This is a genomic window from Luteimonas mephitis DSM 12574 (assembly GCF_000422305.1).
In the GTDB taxonomy this organism is placed as follows: domain Bacteria; phylum Pseudomonadota; class Gammaproteobacteria; order Xanthomonadales; family Xanthomonadaceae; genus Luteimonas; species Luteimonas mephitis.
The window spans coordinates 383,888-400,912 of sequence record NZ_AULN01000012.1 but is presented as its reverse complement, the minus strand read 5'-3'; the positions used below and the strand labels follow the sequence as shown (position 1 = coordinate 400,912).

Genomic DNA, 17,025 nt, shown 5'->3' with positions numbered 1-17,025 from the left:
CCCGCCTCCCGGGAATGCATCGGCCTGCCCTCGCCCACGCGGGCATGCCGGCGCGAGGCACCACGAGCCGCGACTGCGCTATTGCGTTCCCTGCCCCGTCTCGCCGCCCAGCACCTGGCGCAGGAACGGCACCGTGATCCGTCGCTGCTCGGCGAGCGAGGCGCGGTCAAGCCGGTCGAGCAGCCGCGCCAGGCTCGACAGGTCGCGGTCGACGCGGCGCAGCAGCCAGTCGATCGCGGCCTCGTCGATCGCCAACCCGCGCCGTTTCGCACGCAGCCGCAGCACCTGGCGGCGGCCGCCGTCATCCAGCGGCGCAAGTGCGATGCGCGGGCACTGCGACAGCCGCGAGCGCAGGTCGGGCAGCACCAGCGGCAGCGCATCGGGTGCGGCTCGCGCGGTGTAGAGCACGGCGATGCCGGCGTCGCGGGCGCGGTTGTGGAAGTCGAACAGCGCGACTTCGTCCTCGCGCCGGCCCGCCACCAGGTCGAGGCCGTCGAGCGCGATGAACGGCGTGTCGTGCAGCGCGTCGAGCGCTTCGCGCATCCGCCCTGCGGCGGCCGCGAGCGGCAGGTACGCGCTGCGGCGCGTGGCAGCCTGCGACGCGGCGCAGGCAGACAGCGCGAGATGGGTCTTGCCGGAGCCCGGCGCGCCCACTAGGTACAGCCAATCCGCGGAATGTCCGAGGGCCAGCGCCTCGATCTGCGCCAGCGCCCCGGCCGGCGCGGCGACGAAGCCGTCGAACCGCTGGTCCGGCGGATAGCGCAGCGCCAGCGGCAGCTGCGCGGCCGCCGGGGCATCCGGGCGGCTCACGCCTTGCCTTCGCCTTCGACGCCCGTATCGCCCGCGCCGCCACCGGGAACGATGATGCTCCCGCCGCTGGCGCGCTCGGCCGGGACGACGATGGCCGGGGCCTGCCCTGCGTACAGCCGGCTCTGGGTGTAGCGCACGTGCGCGTAGCGCAGCAGCACGTTGGCCACCGCCGCCACCGGCAGCGCCAACAGCATGCCGAGGAAGCCGAACAGCTGCCCGCCGGCCAGCACGGCGAAGATCACCGCCACCGGATGCAGGCCGATGCGGTCGCCGACCAGTTTCGGCGTCAGCCAGTAGCTCTCGATCACCTGGCCGACGCCGAACACCGCCAGCACCCCGGCCACGTGCTTCCAGTCGCCGTGCTGCACCAGCGCGGCGAGCACGCCGAACACCAGGCCACTGGTGGGGCCGAGGTAGGGCACGAAGGTCAACAGGCCGGCGACGATGCCGATCAGCAGGCCCAGGTCCAGGCCGATCGCCCACAGGCCGATGCCGTACATCGCGCCCAGGATCAGCATCACCGTGAACTGCCCGCGCAGGAAGCCGCCGAGCATGTCGCTGGACTCCGCCGCCAGCTGCGACACGACGCGCAGGTGGTCGCGCGGCACCAGCGAAGCGGCGCGTTCGATGAACACGTCCCAGTCGCGCAGGAAGAAGAACGTCAGCACCGGGATCAGCACCACGTTGGCCACCATCGCGAACACCGCGAAGCCCGAGCGCGACAGGTAGCCCAGCGCGGTGGTGGCGATGCCGCCGGCGCGGTCCCAGTGCACGCGCAATTGTTCGATCAGGTATTCCGGGTCCAGCCAGGTCGAGAGCTGCAGGCGCGTGCGCTGCTCCAGCCACGGGATCGCGGTGCCGGCGAACCACTCGCGGTAGTGCGGCAGCGATTCGACCAGGGTGACGACCTGGCGCTGCAGCGTCGGCACCAGGATCAGCAGCGCCAGCGCCAGCAGCAGCGCCATCAGCGCGAACACCAGGATCACCGCGGTGTTGCGCGAACGCCCGGCCCGTTCCAGCCGATCGACCATCGGGTCGCCCAGCCAGCCCAGCAGCGCGGCGACCACGAACGGCGTCAGGATCGGCCCAAGCAGCCACACCAGCCAGCCCGCGGCCAGCGCGACCAGCGCCCACTGCAGGCGCTTGAGGAAGCGGGCGATGTCGCTCGCGGCGGTGTCGTCCATCGGCAGCGTTCTCAGAGCAGGCGGAAGACTGCGGGGGCGACCACTTCGCCCGGCGTGGATCCTTCACCGACAGCGCCGACTTCCATCAGCACCTTGTCGTCGACCATGCGGCGAAAGCCCGGCAGGCCGGTGAGCAGGTCGAGGTCGACCTCGAGCCCCTCCGGCGTCGCCCGCAGCGGCGTCATGCCGCGCACCACCGACATGCCCTGCAACAGCGCGGACAGGCGCACATAGTCGGCGCCGTCGTCGATCCCGGTGAAGGTGACGCGATACTTGCCCGCGGGCCCGGCCGGGCTGTGCTTGGCATACCGCTTGGTCAGCGCATCCGCGGCCCCGTCGGCGCCGCCGGCCATCGCCCGGCGCGCGTCGCCCTCGCTGTTGCTCCAGCTCGACAACACGCGGCCGTTGTCGATGAAGGTCCAGTCCGCGGTCCAGCCGCCCTTGCTGCGATAGAGCTTCCCGACCAGTTGCATCGGCGGGCTGTAGCGCGAGGACAGTCGAGCGATGGCCGCGGTGTCGCCGCGCCAGATCGCACCCACCGCGGCCTGCTCCGCGGCGCTGCCCGAAGGCAACCCGAGGCTGAAACCGCGTGCCTTGGCCCGCTGCAGCACCGAACGGGCCACGTTGTTCTGCGCCAGCGCCACCAGGCGCGGCCCGGAACCGTCATCGATCGCCAGCCACAGCACCGGCTTGGGCCGCGGCGCCGGCCACACCGGCAGCCCCAGCGCGGAGGCGAGGCCATCGATATCGTCCTGGCGGAAGCGCACCACCAGCTTGGTGCTGAAGCTGGGCGCGCCGCTGGCCGAAACGCCTTCGTCCTGGCGATAGTCGTAGCCGTCCACGTAATCCCCGGCGCGGCGCAGCTCGCGGCCGACGCCCGGCCTGGACGCCGCACTGCGATCGCCCGACAGTTTCGCCAGCACCTCGGCCAGCGCGCGCGAGAAACCGGCGTTGCGTTCGGCCTCGCCCTGGCTGTTGACCGGTACCTCGGCGGCATAGAGCCCCTGCGCGATGGCGCGGTCGCCCTCGACGCGCTGCGCGCGGGCGCCGGTGGCGGCCAGCATCGTGGCCAGCAACAGCGCGGTCGCCCACGCCCACCGGGTTCGGATTGATCCCTGCATCGTTCCTTCCTGCCTGCACGCCAGTCGAAATGGTGCCACAAAGGCGCCCCTGCGATTCCGTGAACGCCCGGCGGGACCGCGTCACCCGGCAAGCCGCACCTGAACCGTCCGGCTGCCTGCCAGGCGCGGCCCAGGCCGCCCCGGCTGCTAAAATTGGCGCTTTCCCAGCCCAGCGAGCCATCGTGACCGGCACCAATCCCCCAGCACCCACCCCGATGACCTACCGCGAGGCCGGCGTCGACATCGATGCCGGCAACCAGGTCGTCGAACGCATCAAGCCGCTGGTCAGGCGCAGCTTCCGACCCGAGGTGATGGGCGGGCTGGGCGGCTTCGGCGCGCTGTTCGACCTGTCGGGCAAGTACCGCGAACCGGTGCTGGTGTCCGGTACCGACGGCGTCGGCACCAAGCTCAAACTCGCCCAGCAGCTCGGGCGCCACGACACCATCGGCATCGACCTGGTCGGCATGTGCGTCAACGACGTGCTGGTGCAGGGCGCCGAGCCGCTGTTCTTCCTCGACTACTTCGCCACCGGCAAGCTCGACATCGATACCACGGTGGCGGTGGTCGGCGGCATCGCGAAGGGCTGCGAGATGGCCGGCTGCGCGCTGATCGGCGGCGAGACCGCCGAGATGCCCGACATGTACGCGCCGGGCGAATACGATCTCGCGGGCTTCACCGTCGGCGCGGTGGAAAAATCCGAACTGCGCGACGGCGGCCGCGTCGAAGCCGGCGACGTGCTGCTCGGCATCGCCTCCAGCGGGCCGCATTCGAACGGCTATTCGCTGGTCCGGCGCATCTTCGACCGCGCCGGCCGTCCCGGCGACCTCGACCTGGGCGGCATTCGCCTCGAAGACGCGCTGATGGCGCCGACCGCGCTGTACGTCAAACCCATCCTGGAACTGCTGCGCGGCGACAACGGCGCCTCGATCCACGCCATGGCCCACATCACCGGCGGCGGGCTGACCGAGAACATCATCCGCGTCGTGCCCGATGGCCTGGGCCTCGACATCGAGGCGTCGGCCATCGTGCTGCCGCCGGTGTTCGACTGGCTGCAGCGCGAAGGCGCGGTGGCGGACTCGGAAATGTGGCGCACGTTCAACTGCGGCATCGGCTTCGTGCTGGTGGTCCCCGCATCGGCGGTGGCCGCGGTTGAATCCGAACTCGACCGCCTCGCGCTGTCGCACCGCCGGATCGGTGAAGTCGTCACGGCCAACGGCGGTGGTGAACGTGTCCACATCGGCTGACAGCGCGCCCGAATCCCGAATCCCGAATCCCGAATCCCGGTCTTATCGCATCGCCGTCCTCGCCTCCGGGCGCGGCAGCAACCTGCAGGCGCTGCTCGATGCGATTGCCGATGGCAGCCTGCCGGCGCGGATCGTGGGGGTGTTTTCCGACAAGCCCGCAGCCGTGGCCTTGCAGCGCGCGCGTGACGTCGGGATCCCCGCGCGGGCGCTGAGCCCCAAAGCATTCGCCAGCCGCGTCGACTTCGACGCCGCCCTGTTCGCGGCCGTGGACGAGGTCCGGCCGGACCTGATCGTCTGCGCCGGCTACATGCGCCTGATCGACGGCGCCGTCGTCGACGCCCGCCGCGGCCGCGTGATCAACATCCACCCGTCCCTGCTGCCGGCCTTCAAGGGCCTGCACACGCACCAGCAGGCGCTGGACGCGGCGGCGACCGAGCACGGCGCGAGCATCCACTTCGTCACTCCCGACCTCGACGGCGGCCCGGTGATCGCGCAGGCGCGGGTGCCGGTGCATCCCGGCGACGATGCCGACGCGCTGGCCGCACGCGTGCTCGAACGCGAGCATCCGCTGCTGGTGGAGACCCTGCGCTGGTTCGCGGCGGGCCGCATCCGGCTGGCTGAAGACGGCGTTCATGTCGACGGCCGCGCAAGCGTCCCGCTTCAGCTGGCAGCCAACCTGCGCTTTGCATGATGTCGACCCCATGAAGCCCTTCCCCGCACTTGCCCTGCTGGCGCTGCTGGCCTGCCTGCCTGCACGCGCCCAGGACACCACCGCGCCACCGGCCTCCGTCGCCGTCGAGGCCGAACAGGCACAGCCTCGCCCGCTGGAGCCGTTCGTCGCCACCTACGAGGCCTTCAACAAGGGCGACCTGGCCGGCAGCGCGACCATGCAGGTCGTGCACAACGAAGGCACCCAGTGGCGCGTGGACCTGGGTATCAAGGGCAACCGCGGTTTCGCCGGCATCCTCGGGCTCAACATCCAGCAGAGCACGGTGTTCGACGACATCGACGGCCAGTTCCGCCCGCTGACCCAGAGCACGATCCGCAAGGGCCTGTTCCTGGGCAAGAAGATCAACGGCGTCTATGACTGGAGCACCCGCAGCGCCCGCTGGCAGGGCAGCATCAAGGACGAGCGCAGCAAGCCGATCGCACTGCACGACGGCGACATGAGCGGCCTGCTGATCAACCTTGCGGTGATCCGCGACGCACGCCCCGGCGCGCGCCTGCAGTACAGGTTCGTCGACGGCGGCCGCGTCCGCGACCACGTCTACCAGGTGGCCGACCAGACCGAAACGATCAAGGTCGGCGAGCTGAGCTACGACGCGATGCGGGTTTCACGCGTCAACGGCGGCAACGATGAGACCATCTTCTGGGTCGTCAACGGCGTGCCGACGCCGGTCCGCATGCTGCAGCGGGAAGATGGCCGTGACGGCATCGACCTGCGCCTGATCGAATACCAGGGAATCCAATGATGAAGATCCTCCGCAAGAACAGGAAGTCCATCCTTTCCGCCGCCGCGCTGCTGCTTCTCGCCAGCATGCCGGCGCTGGCGATCGAGCCGTTCACCGCCATCTACCAGGCCAGCTACATGGGCCTGCAGGGCAACGGCCGGATGACCCTGGAGCCGCAAGGCAACGATCGCTGGAAGTACACGCTCAGCATCGGCAGCGGCGGCATCAAGCTCGACCAGAGCACCGTGTTCGAAGACCACGACGGCAAGTGGCGCCCGCTCTCGGGAACCGACTCGTCACTGCTGCTGATCAAGAAGACCGACAAGCAGGCGACCTACGACTGGGGCAAGGGCGTTGCCACATGGAGCGGCGACGTCAAGGCCGAGCGCGCCGGCCCGGTGAAGCTGCAGGCCGGCGACGTCGATGCGCTGCTGCTCAACCTCGAACTCGCCCGCGACGTTCCCGCGGGCAAGCCGCTTTCGTACCGGATGGTCGAGGACGGCCGGGTCAAGAAGCTGACCTACAAGGTCGTCGGCAAGGACACCATCACCGTCGGCGGCAAGCCACGCCCCGCGACCAAGGTCTCGTACGCCAGCGGCAACAAGGAAACCGTCGCGTGGGTCGTCGAAGGCCTGCCGGTGCCGGCGCGCATCCTGCAGCGCAAGGACGGCAAGGACGAGATCGACCTGCGGATCCAGTCGGTGCAGTAGAGCCGTTCCCGGATCGCAGTGCCGTTCCGGGAATCGTGCGGTCTGATCCGTCCTCTTCGAAGACGGGTTTCCAGCAGGGGAACGCCTGCTCGTCCAGCGCCTCCGGCATCACTTGCCAAAGCCCCTGCCCCTCGCCTTCCAATTTGACGGCAGCCGTCGGGTCATCCTCAGACCTTGGGACTTGGCTTTTCTTGCTTTTCCGCAAACAAATCTACGCCGCAGCTCCGCAGACCCGGAGGCGCCGCACGTCGTGTGCGGCGCCCTTCGGGTCTGCGGGAATGCGGTGTGAATTCATTTGCGGGAAAGAGCAAGGGCAAAGCAAAAGCTGGGGGCTGGGGGCTGGGGGCTGGGGGCTGGGAGCTGGGGGCTGGGAGCTGGGAGCTGGGGGCTGGGAGCTGGGAGCTGGGAGCTGGGGGCTGGGGGCTGGGGGCTGGGGCAATGGAACGGCTATTGCCGGCTACCCATGACGCATGGATCCCGCGTCAGTCTTCCTGCCCGGAAAACGTCGTCCGGCAGTCCACCCGGATCGGCTGGCCATCTTCTTGGCCGCGCCAGAAGAAACTGTGGCATTCGCGCTTGCCCTCGCGCGTGCTGCGCACGGTCACCGCGTACCACGACTGCATGGCTTCGCGCGTGGACACCTTGCCATCGCCGTTCCAGTCCATGTCCTGCGTGGCGATGCCCGAGGTGAACGCCAGGCCCGCATGCCACGCATAGCCCGAGTACAGGACCAGCAGCGCGAGCGCGCCGAACAGCAGCTTGCGCCGCAGCGGGATTCCCGATGGCCGGCCGGCGGGCTGCATGCTCAGTCGACGCGGCGGATCCGCGCGCCCAGCCCCGACAGCTTGCGCTCGATGTTCTCGTAGCCGCGGTCGAGGTGGTAGATGCGGTCGATGGTGGTGTCGCCCTCGGCGACCAGCCCGGCGAGGATCAGCGACGCCGAGGCGCGCAGGTCGGTCGCCATCACCGGGGCGCCGCTGAGTTTCGCCACGCCGGTCACGATGGCGCGGTTGCCTTCGACGTGGATCTCGGCGCCCAGGCGCGCCAGTTCCTGCACGTGCATGAAGCGGTTCTCGAAGATCGTTTCGTCGATGGTGCCGACGCCGTCGGCGATGCAGTTCATCGCCATGAACTGCGCCTGCATGTCGGTGGGGAAGCCGGGGTGCGGCGCGGTGACGATGTCGACCGCCTTCGGCCGGCGCCCGCGCATGTCGACGGTGATGCGGTCGCCACGCGTGCCGACGTCGGCACCGGCCTCGACCAGCTTGTCGAGCACCGCGTCGAGCGTGCCGGGGCGCGCGTGCGTGGCGGTGACGCAGCCGCCGGTCATCGCCGCGGCCACCAGGAAGGTGCCGGTTTCGATGCGATCGGCAACGACCCGATGGCTGCCGCCGTGCAGGCGTTCGACGCCGCGCACCACGATGCGGTCGGTGCCGGCACCCTCGATGTCGGCACCCATCGCCACCAGGCAGTCCGCCAGGTCGACGATCTCGGGTTCCTTCGCCGCGTTGTCGATGACCGTTGTCCCGTCGGCGAGGGTTGCTGCCATCAGCACGTTCTCGGTTGCGCCGACGCTGACGATGTCGAACGACACGTTGCCGCCGCGCAGCCGCGCGGCGCTGGCCTTGATGAAACCGTGCTCGACGGTGATCCGGGCGCCCAGCGCTTCGAGCGCCTTGATGTGCAGGTCGACCGGCCGCGAGCCGATCGCGCAGCCGCCGGGCAGCGAGACCTCGGCCGCGCCATGCTTTGCCAGCAGCGGGCCGAGCACCAGCACCGAGGCGCGCATGGTCTTGACCAGTTCGTAGGGCGCGACGTGGCTGCGCACGGTGCGCGGGTCGATCTGCAGGTCGGCGCCGTCCTGGACGATGACGCCCGCGCCAAGTTCGGCCAGCAGGCGCAGCGTGGTCTTGACGTCATGCAGGTCCGGCACGTTGCCGATCGATACCGGCTCGTCGGCAAGCAGCGTGGCGCACAGGATCGGCAACACGGCGTTCTTGGCGCCCGATATGGCCACCTCGCCGTTGAGCGCAATGCCGCCGCTGACGATGATTTTCTGCATTCGGGGCCTGCTGGCTTGGTGAGCGGACCGCGCCGGCCTCGGGGACACGCGCGGCAGGGGAAATGGAAAGTGTATGTCGATACGGACCGGGCACCGGAGCCGCGATCCGCGCTCTTGCCGCGCGGGCTGGTCGCCGGGGCGACTTCTACTGGGCGTGTTCTTCCGGGGTCAACGTGCGCAGCGCCAGGGCGTGGATTTCGCCGCCCATGAGATCGCCGAGCGTGGCGTAGACCAGCCGGTGCCGCGCCAGCGGCAGCTTGCCCCGGAACGCGTCGGAGACGACCAGCGCCTCGAAGTGCACGCCGTCGTCGCCCTGCACCGCGACGCGCGCGCCGGGCAGTCCCTGTTCTATGAGCTGGCGGATGGTGTTGGTGTCCAATGCCTGGAATCCTCGTGAAGCCCGCATGAGCGGGGGCGGCTCGCGGCCGATCGAGCGGGCTTTTACGCCGCGAAACGCATAAAATGAACCGATTAGCCTAACCCAAAGACCCCGGCTTCGATATGGCCGACAACACGGCTCCCTCCCCAACACCGCCCGTCGACGACGCCACGCTGGCCGCCAGCGGCCGCCGCGTCCTCGAAACCGAGGCCCGCGGGCTGGAAGCCGTCAGCGACCGGATCAACGGCGACTTCTCCAGCGCCTGCCGCATCCTGCTCGCCTGCCGCGGGCGCGTGGTGTGCATCGGCATGGGCAAGTCCGGGCACGTGGCACGCAAGATCGCCGCCACGTTCGCCTCCACCGGCACCCCTGCGTTCTACGTGCATCCCGGCGAGGCCGGCCACGGCGACCTGGGCATGATCACCGACGCCGACGTGGTGCTGGCGCTGTCGTACTCGGGCGAATCCGACGAGATCCTGATGCTGCTGCCGGTGCTCAAGCGCCAGGGCAACCCGCTGGTGGCGATGACCGGGCGCCCGCAGTCGACGCTGGCGCGCGAGGCCGACGTGCACCTGGACGTGAGCGTGCCCGTCGAAGCCTGCCCGCTGCACCTCGCGCCGACGTCCAGCACCACCGCTTCGATGGCGATGGGCGACGCACTGGCGGTGGCGCTGCTGGAAGCGCGCGGCTTCACCGCCGACGACTTCGCCCGCTCGCACCCCGCCGGCGCGCTGGGCCGGCGCCTGCTGCTGCATATCGGCGATGTGATGCACGCCGGCGACGAAGTGCCCGTCGTGCCCGCGGACGCTTCGCTGGCCGACGCGCTGATGGAGATGAGCCGCAAGCGCCTGGGCATGACCGCGATCGTCGACGGCGGCGGCCGCCTGCTCGGCCTGTACACCGACGGCGACCTGCGCCGCACGCTCGCCGATCCGTCGATCGACGTGCACGCCGCGCGCATCGCCGACGTGATGACGCGCTCGCCGGTGGCGATCGATGCCGGCGCGTTGGCGAGCGAGGCGGCGCGGCTCATGGAGGACCGCAAGATCACCATGCTGGTGGTACTCGACGACGAGCGCCGCGTGGTGGGCGCGCTCAACATTCACGACCTGTTGCGGGCCCGGGTGGTTTAAAAGCGGGGATTCGGGATTCGGGGTTGGGGACAGCCCGAGTCGCGTCGCGAAACCTTCCATGACCGCATGATGCGAACGCACTAACACGGACACGAAGCCAGCCGCATGCCGAACCACGACATCCCAGCCGACATCCTCGACCGCGCCGCGAAGATCCGCCTGGCGTGCTTCGACGTCGACGGCACGCTTACCAATGGCCGCCTGTACTTCGACGCCGACGGCCGCGAGTCCAAGGCCTTCAGCGTGCTCGACGGGCAAGGCCTGGCGCTGCTGCGCAAGTCGGGCATCGAGGTCGCCTTCGTCACCGCGCGCAGCAGCGCCGCCGCCGCTCACCGCGCACGCGACCTTGGCGTGCGCTCGCACGTCGGCGTCGGCGACAAGCTCGCCTGCGTCGAAGGGCTGGCCAGCGAACTGGGCATCGGGCTGGCGCAGGTGTGTTTCATGGGCGACGACCTGCCCGACATCCGCGTCATCCGCGCCGTCGGCCTGGGCGTGGCCCCGGCCAGCGCGCACGCCTGGACGCGCGAACGCGCGCACTGGTGCACCACCGCACGCGGCGGCGAAGGCGCGGCGCGCGAGCTGTGCGACCTGCTGCTCTCCGCCCAGGGCCACGTGGACACGCTGCTGGCCGCGGTGGACGCGCCATGAGCTGGCGCGGCGTGCTCACCCTGGTGCTGCTGGTCGCTGCCGCGGTCACCGGCTGGGCGGTGTGGCGCCAGCGCGCACCCGAACCGGCAGCGGCCGCCGCCGTGGCACGACCCGACTACGTGCTGCACGATTTCGAACTGGTGGCGCTGGACAAGCAGGGCAAGGAGGCCTTCGTGCTGCGCGCGCCGGAGCTCAGCCGCAGCCCCGACGACAAGACCCTGTCGATTGCCACGCCGCTGTTCCTGATCCCCGACAAGGAAGGCAAGCGCTGGGAGGTTCGATCGAAGACCGGCTGGGTCGCCGCCGACAACAGCGAGATCCGCCTGCGCGGCAAGGTGGAGGCCACCAGCCCGCCCGGCGATTCACGCCCCAGCACGATGAAGACCGAGCAACTGAACGTATTCCCGGATGCGAACAAGGCGGCTTCTGCCGTTCTGGTGACCGTCACCGGCCCCACCTCTACAATGCAGGGCACTGGAATGCGGGCCGACCTGGCCACCAACCGCATCCAGCTCCTTTCCAAGGTCAGCCTGAGCCATGATCCGACGCACCGCTAGTTTTCCGACGGTCCTCGTCGCGCTGCTGTGCCTGTGCGTGGGAAGCGCGTGGGCCAAGTCGTCCGACCGCAACCAGCGCATGAACGTCAGCTCCGACAGCAGCGACTGCTCGGTCAATGAATCCGAACCCTGCATCCTGCGCGGCAACGTGCACATCGTGCAGGGCACGCTCGAGATCCATTCGTCGAAGGCGGACGTCCGCCGCGGCGGCAACGAGCAGGTCATCAAGCTCAGCGGCTCGCCGGTGAAGATGAAGCAGCAGATGGACGACGGCGGCTGGATGAATGCCACCGCCGCGCGGATCGACTACGACCAGAACCGCGACACCGTGGTGTTCAGCGGCAATGCGGTGGTGAAGCAGCCCGGCCGCGGCAGCATCTCCGGCGAGCGCATCGTCTACAACATGGCGACCGGCCAGGTGCAGAGCGGCGCGGCCGCCGGCGCCGGCGGCCGCGTCAACATGACCTTCGAGCCGAAGAACCAGGCACCGGCCGGGGACGCGAAGCCCGAGCCGAAGGCCGAGCCGGCGCAGCAGGACAAGAACTGATGCTGGTCGCCAAGGGACTGCGCAAGCGGTACCGCTCGCGCGAGGTGGTGCGCGACTTCGGGCTGACCCTCGACGCCGGCGAGGTCGTCGGCCTGCTCGGCCCCAACGGCGCCGGCAAGACCACCTGCTTCTACATGATCGTCGGCCTGGTCCCGGCCGACGAGGGCGAGATCGTGCTCGACGGCCGCGACATCACCGCCGAGCCCATGTACACGCGCGCCCGCCTGGGCGTCGGCTACCTGCCGCAGGAACCGTCGGTGTTCCGCAAGCTCAGCGTCGCCGACAACATCCGGCTGGTGCTGGAGCTGCGCGACGATCTCGACCGCAACGCGCGCGAACGCGAACTGTCCAGCCTGATGGACGAGCTGCAGGTCGGCCACGTCGCCGAGCAGATCGGCGCCAGCCTGTCTGGCGGCGAGCGGCGCCGGGTCGAGATCGCCCGCGCCCTGGCAGCCAACCCGCGGTTGATGCTGCTCGACGAACCGTTCGCCGGCGTCGACCCGATCTCGGTCGGCGAGATCCAGCGCATCGTCCGCCACCTCAAGAACCGCGGCATCGGCGTGCTGATTACCGACCACAACGTCCGCGAGACCTTGGGCATTTGCGACCGGGCGTATATCCTCAGCGAAGGCAGCGTGCTCGCGCAGGGGGCTCCGGACGCGCTGCTGGCCAATCCGGACGTGCGTCGCGTCTACCTGGGCGAATCCTTCCGCCTCTAGGTCGAGGACGCATGGCAGGCGCCTCGAAGCGTCTTCCTCATCCTTGGCGACCGGCGATGGAAGGCCGGCCGCAACCTCCGGCACCGATGCCGTCCCGCCCCGGACGGCAGGTAGGATGGCCGAGGTCGGGTCCGGATATCGACGGGCGCTGCAGGGGAAGATGAAACCACGCCTCCAGACATCGCTGGGACAACAGCTCGTCCTGACGCCACAGTTGCGCCAGGCGCTGCACCTGCTGCAGCTTTCGGCGCTGGAACTCGAGGCCGAGATCAACGCCGCGGTCGAGAGCAACCCCCTGCTCGACTGGGATGAATCCGAACCGCTGCGCGTCGGCGACGGCAGCGACGATGCGCCGGGCACCGAGGCGGACGACGGCGACGCGAAAGACACCGAATTCCGCGACGACGACTGGGGCCAGTCCGGCGAAGCGTGGCAGGAATCGCGCGGCTGGCAGGGCGACGACGGCGACGATCCGGCCGACCGCGTGGCGCAGGCCGACTCGCTGCAGGACCACCTGTCATGGCAGCTGCACCTGACCCAGATGTCCGGGCGCGACCGGCGCATCGGGCTGATGCTGATCGACGCGATCGACGACGACGGCTACCTGCGCGAGTCGCTGGACGCGATCGCGCAATCGCTGCTGCCGGAGATCCAGTGCACGACCGACGAGGTGCTGGCCGTGCTGCACCACGTGCAGCGCCTCGATCCGGTGGGCGTCGGCGCGCGCGACCTCGGCGAATGCCTGGTGCTGCAGCTCGACAACCTGCCCGACGACACCCCCGGGCGCGCATTGGCGCGCCGCATCGCCACCGACCACATCGATCGCCTGCCCAGGATCGGCATCGAGGGCGTGGCCGCCGAGCTGCGCTGCGAACTGGAGCCCGCCGAACAGGCGCTGGCGCTGCTGCGCTCGCTCGACCCGCGCCCCGGCGCCCAGATCGGCGACCTGCCGGCCAACACCTACGTCACCCCCGACTGCGTGATCACCCGCCAGAACGGCATGTGGCGGGTGGCGCTGGCCAACGAACGCCTGCCGCGGCTCACCATCCATCGCGGCTACGAGCAGATGATCCAGCACGCCGGCAGCAGCGATGCCGGCTACCTGCGCGGCCGCCTGCAGGAAGCGCGCTGGCTGCTGAAGAACCTGGCACAGCGCGGCGAAACCCTGCTCAAGGTGGTGCAGTGCCTGGTCCGCGAGCAGTCCGGGTTCCTCGAATTCGGCCCGCAGGCCCTGCGCCCGCTGACCCTGCGCGAGGTCGCGGCCGAGGTCGGCCTGCACGAATCGACCATTTCCCGCTCGATCTCGCGCAAGTACGTGCGCACGCCGCGCGGGACGATTCCGCTGCGCGCGTTCTTCGCTTCCGGGATCGGCACCGATGGCGGCGGCGAGGCGTCGAGCATCGCCATCCAGGAAATGATCAAGCGCCTGATCGAGGCCGAGAACCCGCGCAAGCCGCTGTCCGATGCGCGCCTGGCCGAGACATTGAAGGCCAGCGGCGTGCCCGTGGCCCGGCGCACCGTGGCCAAGTACCGCGAACTGCTCAACATTCCCTCCTCGCACGAGCGCGTCCGCGTGGCGTGAGCACGCCCCCGCCCGCCCTGAACCTTCCCGCCGCCGGCACGCTGGGTTAACCTGTTTTTATCCCTTGCGCGCCCGCTTCGGGCGATGCTGGATCCCCGGCCAGCCCGGCCGGAAAACCAGGAGGTGGCGAATGCGTATCGATATCCACGGCCATGAGATCAAGGTGACCTCCGCGCTGCGCGAATACGTCGAAAGCAAGTTCGAGCGCCTGGGGCGCCATTTCGAACAGCCCTTCGAGATCCGTACCCAGCTCAGCCTCGACAAGCCCAACCACTGCGCCGAGGCCACGATCAACGTGGCGGGGCAGAACCTGCACGCCGATGCCAGCGCCGTCGACATGTACGCGGCGATCGACCTGCTGGCCGACAAGCTCGACCGGCTGCTGCTCAAGCACAAGCAGAAGATGGTGGACAACTACCGCCGCGGCGAAAGCATCGCGCGCAGCGGCGAATTCACCTGATCCGCACGGACGGCGCCGTCCCATGCCGATCGCCGACCTGCTCGCCCCCGGGCGCATCGTGATGCTGACTGGAGCGGGCAACCGGGACCAGGTCCTCGACGCCGCAGCCCGGCTGCTGGCGGACGCCTCGCCCGCCATGACCCCGCTCATCGGGACCGCGCTGCGGGAACGCGAGGCGCTGGGCAGCACGGCCATCGGCCACGGCGTGGCCATCCCGCACGCCCGCAGCAAGGCGTTCAGCGTCGCGCGCGGGGCCTTCCTGCTGCTCGACCACCCGGTCGACTTCGGCGCCCGCGACCACGCGCCGGTCGACCTGGTGTTCGCGATGAGCGTGCCGCAGCACTCGCCGCAGCAGCACCTGGAAATCCTGTCGGAACTGGCCGAACGGTTTTCCAGCCAGGGATTCCGCGACGCGCTGCGCGACGCCCGCGACGTGCGCACGCTGCACGCCATCCTGCTGGGCCTGCCGCAGCCGACCATGGCAATGCTGCATTGAACGCGAGCATCACCGCCGCCGACCTGTTCGAGCAGATGCGCGACAGCCTCGACCTGCACTGGATCGCGGGGCAGCGGGGCGAATCGCGCGTGCTGGAGGCGGTCGACACCGTTGCCCGCCGGCCGTCGCTGGCCGGCTACCTCAACACCATCTACCCCAACAAGGTGCAGATCCTGGGCACCGAGGAGCTGTCCTGGCTGGACTCGCTGGACTCGCGGCTGCGCTGGGAAATCATCGAGAAACTGATGCGCTACCGGCCGCTGGCGCTGGTGATCAGCAAGGACCAGCGCTGTCCCGACGACCTGGCCGAAGCGGCCGAGGAGTCGGACACGCCGCTGTGGAGTTCGCCACGGCGCGGCCATGAACTGCTCAACCACCTCCAGTACCACCTGGCCCGCAAGCTGGCGCCCCGGGTCACCCTGCATGGGGTGTTCATGGAGATCTACTCGATCGGCGTGCTGATCACCGGCGAGTCGGGATCGGGCAAGAGCGAGCTGGCGCTCGAACTGCTCTCGCGCGGCCATCGCCTGGTGGCCGACGACGCGCCCGAGTTCACCCAGATCGCCCCCGATGTGCTCGACGGCACCTGCCCGGAACTGCTGCAGGACCTGCTCGAACTGCGCGGCCTGGGCGTGCTGAACATCCGCGAGATGTTCGGCGACACCGCGGTGAAGCGGAACAAGTACCTGCGCCTGGTCGTCCACCTGACCCCGCCGCAGCTGGCACCGAAGCCCAGTGCCAGCGACGGCATGGAGCGCCTGACCGGTGATCTTGGCGTGCGCCGCGTCCTCGACCTGGACGTGCCGCTGATCACCCTGCAGGTGATGCCCGGCCGCAACCTGGCGGTGCTGACCGAAGCAGCCACGCGCATGCATATCCTGCGGGCCAAGGGCGTCGACCCGGCGGCGGCGTTCATGGCTCGCCATTCGCATTTCCTGGAGCGCGGCGTGCCATGAACGAATCCGTCGGCGAACCGACAACGAACGACACCAAGCCCGTCCTGCTGGTGGTCAGCGGAATGTCCGGCAGCGGCAAGTCGGTCGCGCTCAAGACCTTCGAGGACCTTGATTTCTACTGCGTCGACAACCTGCCGGCCGAACTGCTCGCCAGCTTCGTGCACAGCGTCGCCGAGGGCGACGGCGCGCCCCGCAAGCTCGCCGTCGGGATCGACGTGCGCAACCGCCACGGTGACCTCGCCAGCCTGCCGCAGTGGCTTTCGGAAGTCGGCACGATGGGGCTCGACCCGAAACTGGTGTTCTTCGACACCCGCGACGAGATACTGCTCAAGCGATATGCCGACACCCGGCGCCGCCACCCGCTGAGCCACCTCGGCCTCGCGCTGGCCGACGCCATCGCGCTCGAACGCCAGGTGCTCAAGCCGCTGCGCGCGCTGGCGGACGTGATCATCGACACCAGCGACCTCAACGTCCACCAACTGCGGCGCCAGGTCACCACCGACCTCAACCTCGGCCTGGACGCCTCGCTGTCGCTTCTGTTCGAGTCATTCGCGTACCGTCGCGGCGTGCCATCGGACGCGGATTTCGTGTTCGATGCGCGGGTGCTGCCCAACCCGCACTGGGATCCACGGCTGCGGCCGCTGTCCGGGCGCGACCGCGAGGTCGCCGACTACCTCGCCGCGCAGCCGGATGTGCGCGAGTACGTGACCCAGGTGACCGGCTTCCTCGACCACTGGCTGCCGCGGATGCGCACCGACACGCGCAGCTACGTGACCGTGGCTTTCGGCTGCACCGGCGGCCGCCACCGCTCGGTCTACCTCACCGAGACCCTGGCCGCGCATGCCCGCGAAGCCGGCTGGCCGGACGTGGCCACCTACCACCGCGAGCTCGACTGACCCTCGGCGGGCGCAAACCGCTACTCGCGGCATGCAACGCCGCGGCTTGCGTGCGACCATGCCGGCGCCG

The 17,025-nt window shown here is 69.7% G+C and carries 20 protein-coding genes; 14 read left to right on the top strand and 6 right to left on the bottom strand.

The features are described from left to right. Window positions 1-78: 78 nt before the first annotated feature. Genes hda through H570_RS15965 form a run of 3 tightly spaced genes read right to left on the bottom strand, consistent with a single transcriptional unit; the run spans window position 79 to window position 3,115 of the window. Window positions 79-810, bottom strand: coding sequence for a DnaA regulatory inactivator Hda (gene hda / locus H570_RS0101955; RefSeq protein WP_027079281.1), 732 nt, complete (start codon window positions 808-810; stop codon window positions 79-81). Further along, window positions 807-1,994 carry an AI-2E family transporter gene (locus tag H570_RS15970; RefSeq protein ID WP_051175980.1) on the bottom strand — a complete coding sequence of 396 codons (1,188 nt, stop codon included), beginning with the start codon at window positions 1,992-1,994 and terminating at the stop codon, window positions 807-809. The genes hda and H570_RS15970 overlap by 4 nt, the downstream gene beginning before the upstream one ends. Window positions 1,995-2,005: 11 nt before the next feature. Beyond that, complete coding sequence (locus H570_RS15965) at window positions 2,006-3,115, bottom strand: DUF2066 domain-containing protein (RefSeq protein ID WP_051175979.1); 1,110 nt, start codon at window positions 3,113-3,115, stop codon at window positions 2,006-2,008. Between the two features lie 215 nt (window positions 3,116-3,330). Between H570_RS15965 and purM the strand changes: the two genes are divergently transcribed. Genes purM through H570_RS0101925 form a run of 4 tightly spaced genes read left to right on the top strand, consistent with a single transcriptional unit; the run spans window position 3,331 to window position 6,520 of the window. Next, window positions 3,331-4,359 (top strand): phosphoribosylformylglycinamidine cyclo-ligase, encoded by a 1,029-nt coding sequence (purM, locus tag H570_RS0101940; protein ID WP_036134650.1) that lies wholly within the window; start codon window positions 3,331-3,333, stop codon window positions 4,357-4,359. Window positions 4,360-4,378: 19 nt separating this feature from the next. Beyond that, on the top strand, window positions 4,379-5,050 hold the full coding sequence (purN, locus tag H570_RS0101935; RefSeq protein ID WP_027079279.1) for a phosphoribosylglycinamide formyltransferase: 672 nt from the start codon (window positions 4,379-4,381) through the stop codon (window positions 5,048-5,050). 10 nt (window positions 5,051-5,060) lie between these two features. Further along, the gene (locus H570_RS0101930; protein ID WP_027079278.1) at window positions 5,061-5,831 is read left to right on the top strand and encodes a DUF3108 domain-containing protein; all 771 of its coding nucleotides are present in this window, start codon (window positions 5,061-5,063) and stop codon (window positions 5,829-5,831) included. Beyond that, window positions 5,828-6,520 (top strand): DUF3108 domain-containing protein, encoded by a 693-nt coding sequence (locus tag H570_RS0101925; RefSeq protein ID WP_425411535.1) that lies wholly within the window; start codon window positions 5,828-5,830, stop codon window positions 6,518-6,520. Before H570_RS0101930 ends, H570_RS0101925 begins: the two co-directional genes overlap by 4 nt. A 482-nt stretch (window positions 6,521-7,002) precedes the next feature. Here the strand turns inward: H570_RS0101925 and H570_RS0101920 are convergent, their stop codons facing one another. From H570_RS0101920 to H570_RS0101910, 3 genes are all read right to left on the bottom strand, one after another. Further along, window positions 7,003-7,323 carry a hypothetical protein gene (locus H570_RS0101920; protein ID WP_036134647.1) on the bottom strand — a complete coding sequence of 107 codons (321 nt, stop codon included), beginning with the start codon at window positions 7,321-7,323 and terminating at the stop codon, window positions 7,003-7,005. 2 nt (window positions 7,324-7,325) lie between these two features. After that, window positions 7,326-8,582, bottom strand: a complete 1,257-nt coding sequence (gene murA, locus H570_RS0101915; protein WP_027079275.1) for a UDP-N-acetylglucosamine 1-carboxyvinyltransferase — start codon at window positions 8,580-8,582, stop codon at window positions 7,326-7,328. 145 nt (window positions 8,583-8,727) lie between these two features. Next, window positions 8,728-8,961, bottom strand: coding sequence for a BolA family protein (locus H570_RS0101910; protein WP_027079274.1), 234 nt, complete (start codon window positions 8,959-8,961; stop codon window positions 8,728-8,730). Between the two features lie 122 nt (window positions 8,962-9,083). Between H570_RS0101910 and H570_RS0101905 the strand changes: the two genes are divergently transcribed. The 10 genes from H570_RS0101905 to rapZ all read left to right on the top strand — a co-directional run bounded on the left by H570_RS0101905 (window position 9,084) and on the right by rapZ (window position 16,955). Further along, window positions 9,084-10,094: a KpsF/GutQ family sugar-phosphate isomerase gene (locus H570_RS0101905; protein ID WP_027079273.1), complete on the top strand. Its 1,011-nt coding sequence runs from the start codon at window positions 9,084-9,086 to the stop codon at window positions 10,092-10,094. Window positions 10,095-10,199: 105 nt separating this feature from the next. Next, window positions 10,200-10,742 carry a KdsC family phosphatase gene (locus H570_RS0101900; RefSeq protein WP_027079272.1) on the top strand — a complete coding sequence of 181 codons (543 nt, stop codon included), beginning with the start codon at window positions 10,200-10,202 and terminating at the stop codon, window positions 10,740-10,742. Continuing rightward, a complete protein-coding gene (lptC, locus tag H570_RS0101895) occupies window positions 10,739-11,299 on the top strand; it encodes an LPS export ABC transporter periplasmic protein LptC (RefSeq protein ID WP_027079271.1) in 561 nt (186 codons plus the stop codon). Before H570_RS0101900 ends, lptC begins: the two co-directional genes overlap by 4 nt. Then, window positions 11,280-11,846, top strand: a complete 567-nt coding sequence (lptA, locus tag H570_RS0101890) for a lipopolysaccharide transport periplasmic protein LptA (RefSeq protein ID WP_051175977.1) — start codon at window positions 11,280-11,282, stop codon at window positions 11,844-11,846. The genes lptC and lptA overlap by 20 nt, the downstream gene beginning before the upstream one ends. Further along, window positions 11,846-12,565, top strand: a complete 720-nt coding sequence (gene lptB, locus H570_RS0101885; protein WP_027079269.1) for an LPS export ABC transporter ATP-binding protein — start codon at window positions 11,846-11,848, stop codon at window positions 12,563-12,565. Before lptA ends, lptB begins: the two co-directional genes overlap by 1 nt. A 160-nt stretch (window positions 12,566-12,725) precedes the next feature. Then, window positions 12,726-14,147 carry an RNA polymerase factor sigma-54 gene (locus tag H570_RS0101880; RefSeq protein ID WP_027079268.1) on the top strand — a complete coding sequence of 474 codons (1,422 nt, stop codon included), beginning with the start codon at window positions 12,726-12,728 and terminating at the stop codon, window positions 14,145-14,147. A 130-nt stretch (window positions 14,148-14,277) separates the two neighbouring features. Continuing rightward, window positions 14,278-14,607, top strand: coding sequence for a ribosome hibernation-promoting factor, HPF/YfiA family (hpf, locus tag H570_RS0101875; RefSeq protein WP_027079267.1), 330 nt, complete (start codon window positions 14,278-14,280; stop codon window positions 14,605-14,607). Between the two features lie 22 nt (window positions 14,608-14,629). Next, window positions 14,630-15,103 carry a PTS sugar transporter subunit IIA gene (locus H570_RS0101870; RefSeq protein WP_027079266.1) on the top strand — a complete coding sequence of 158 codons (474 nt, stop codon included), beginning with the start codon at window positions 14,630-14,632 and terminating at the stop codon, window positions 15,101-15,103. Beyond that, complete coding sequence (hprK, locus tag H570_RS0101865) at window positions 15,100-16,059, top strand: HPr(Ser) kinase/phosphatase (RefSeq protein ID WP_027079265.1); 960 nt, start codon at window positions 15,100-15,102, stop codon at window positions 16,057-16,059. The genes H570_RS0101870 and hprK overlap by 4 nt, the downstream gene beginning before the upstream one ends. Then, window positions 16,056-16,955, top strand: a complete 900-nt coding sequence (gene rapZ, locus H570_RS0101860) for an RNase adapter RapZ (protein WP_051175976.1) — start codon at window positions 16,056-16,058, stop codon at window positions 16,953-16,955. Before hprK ends, rapZ begins: the two co-directional genes overlap by 4 nt. Window positions 16,956-17,025: the final 70 nt, after the last annotated feature.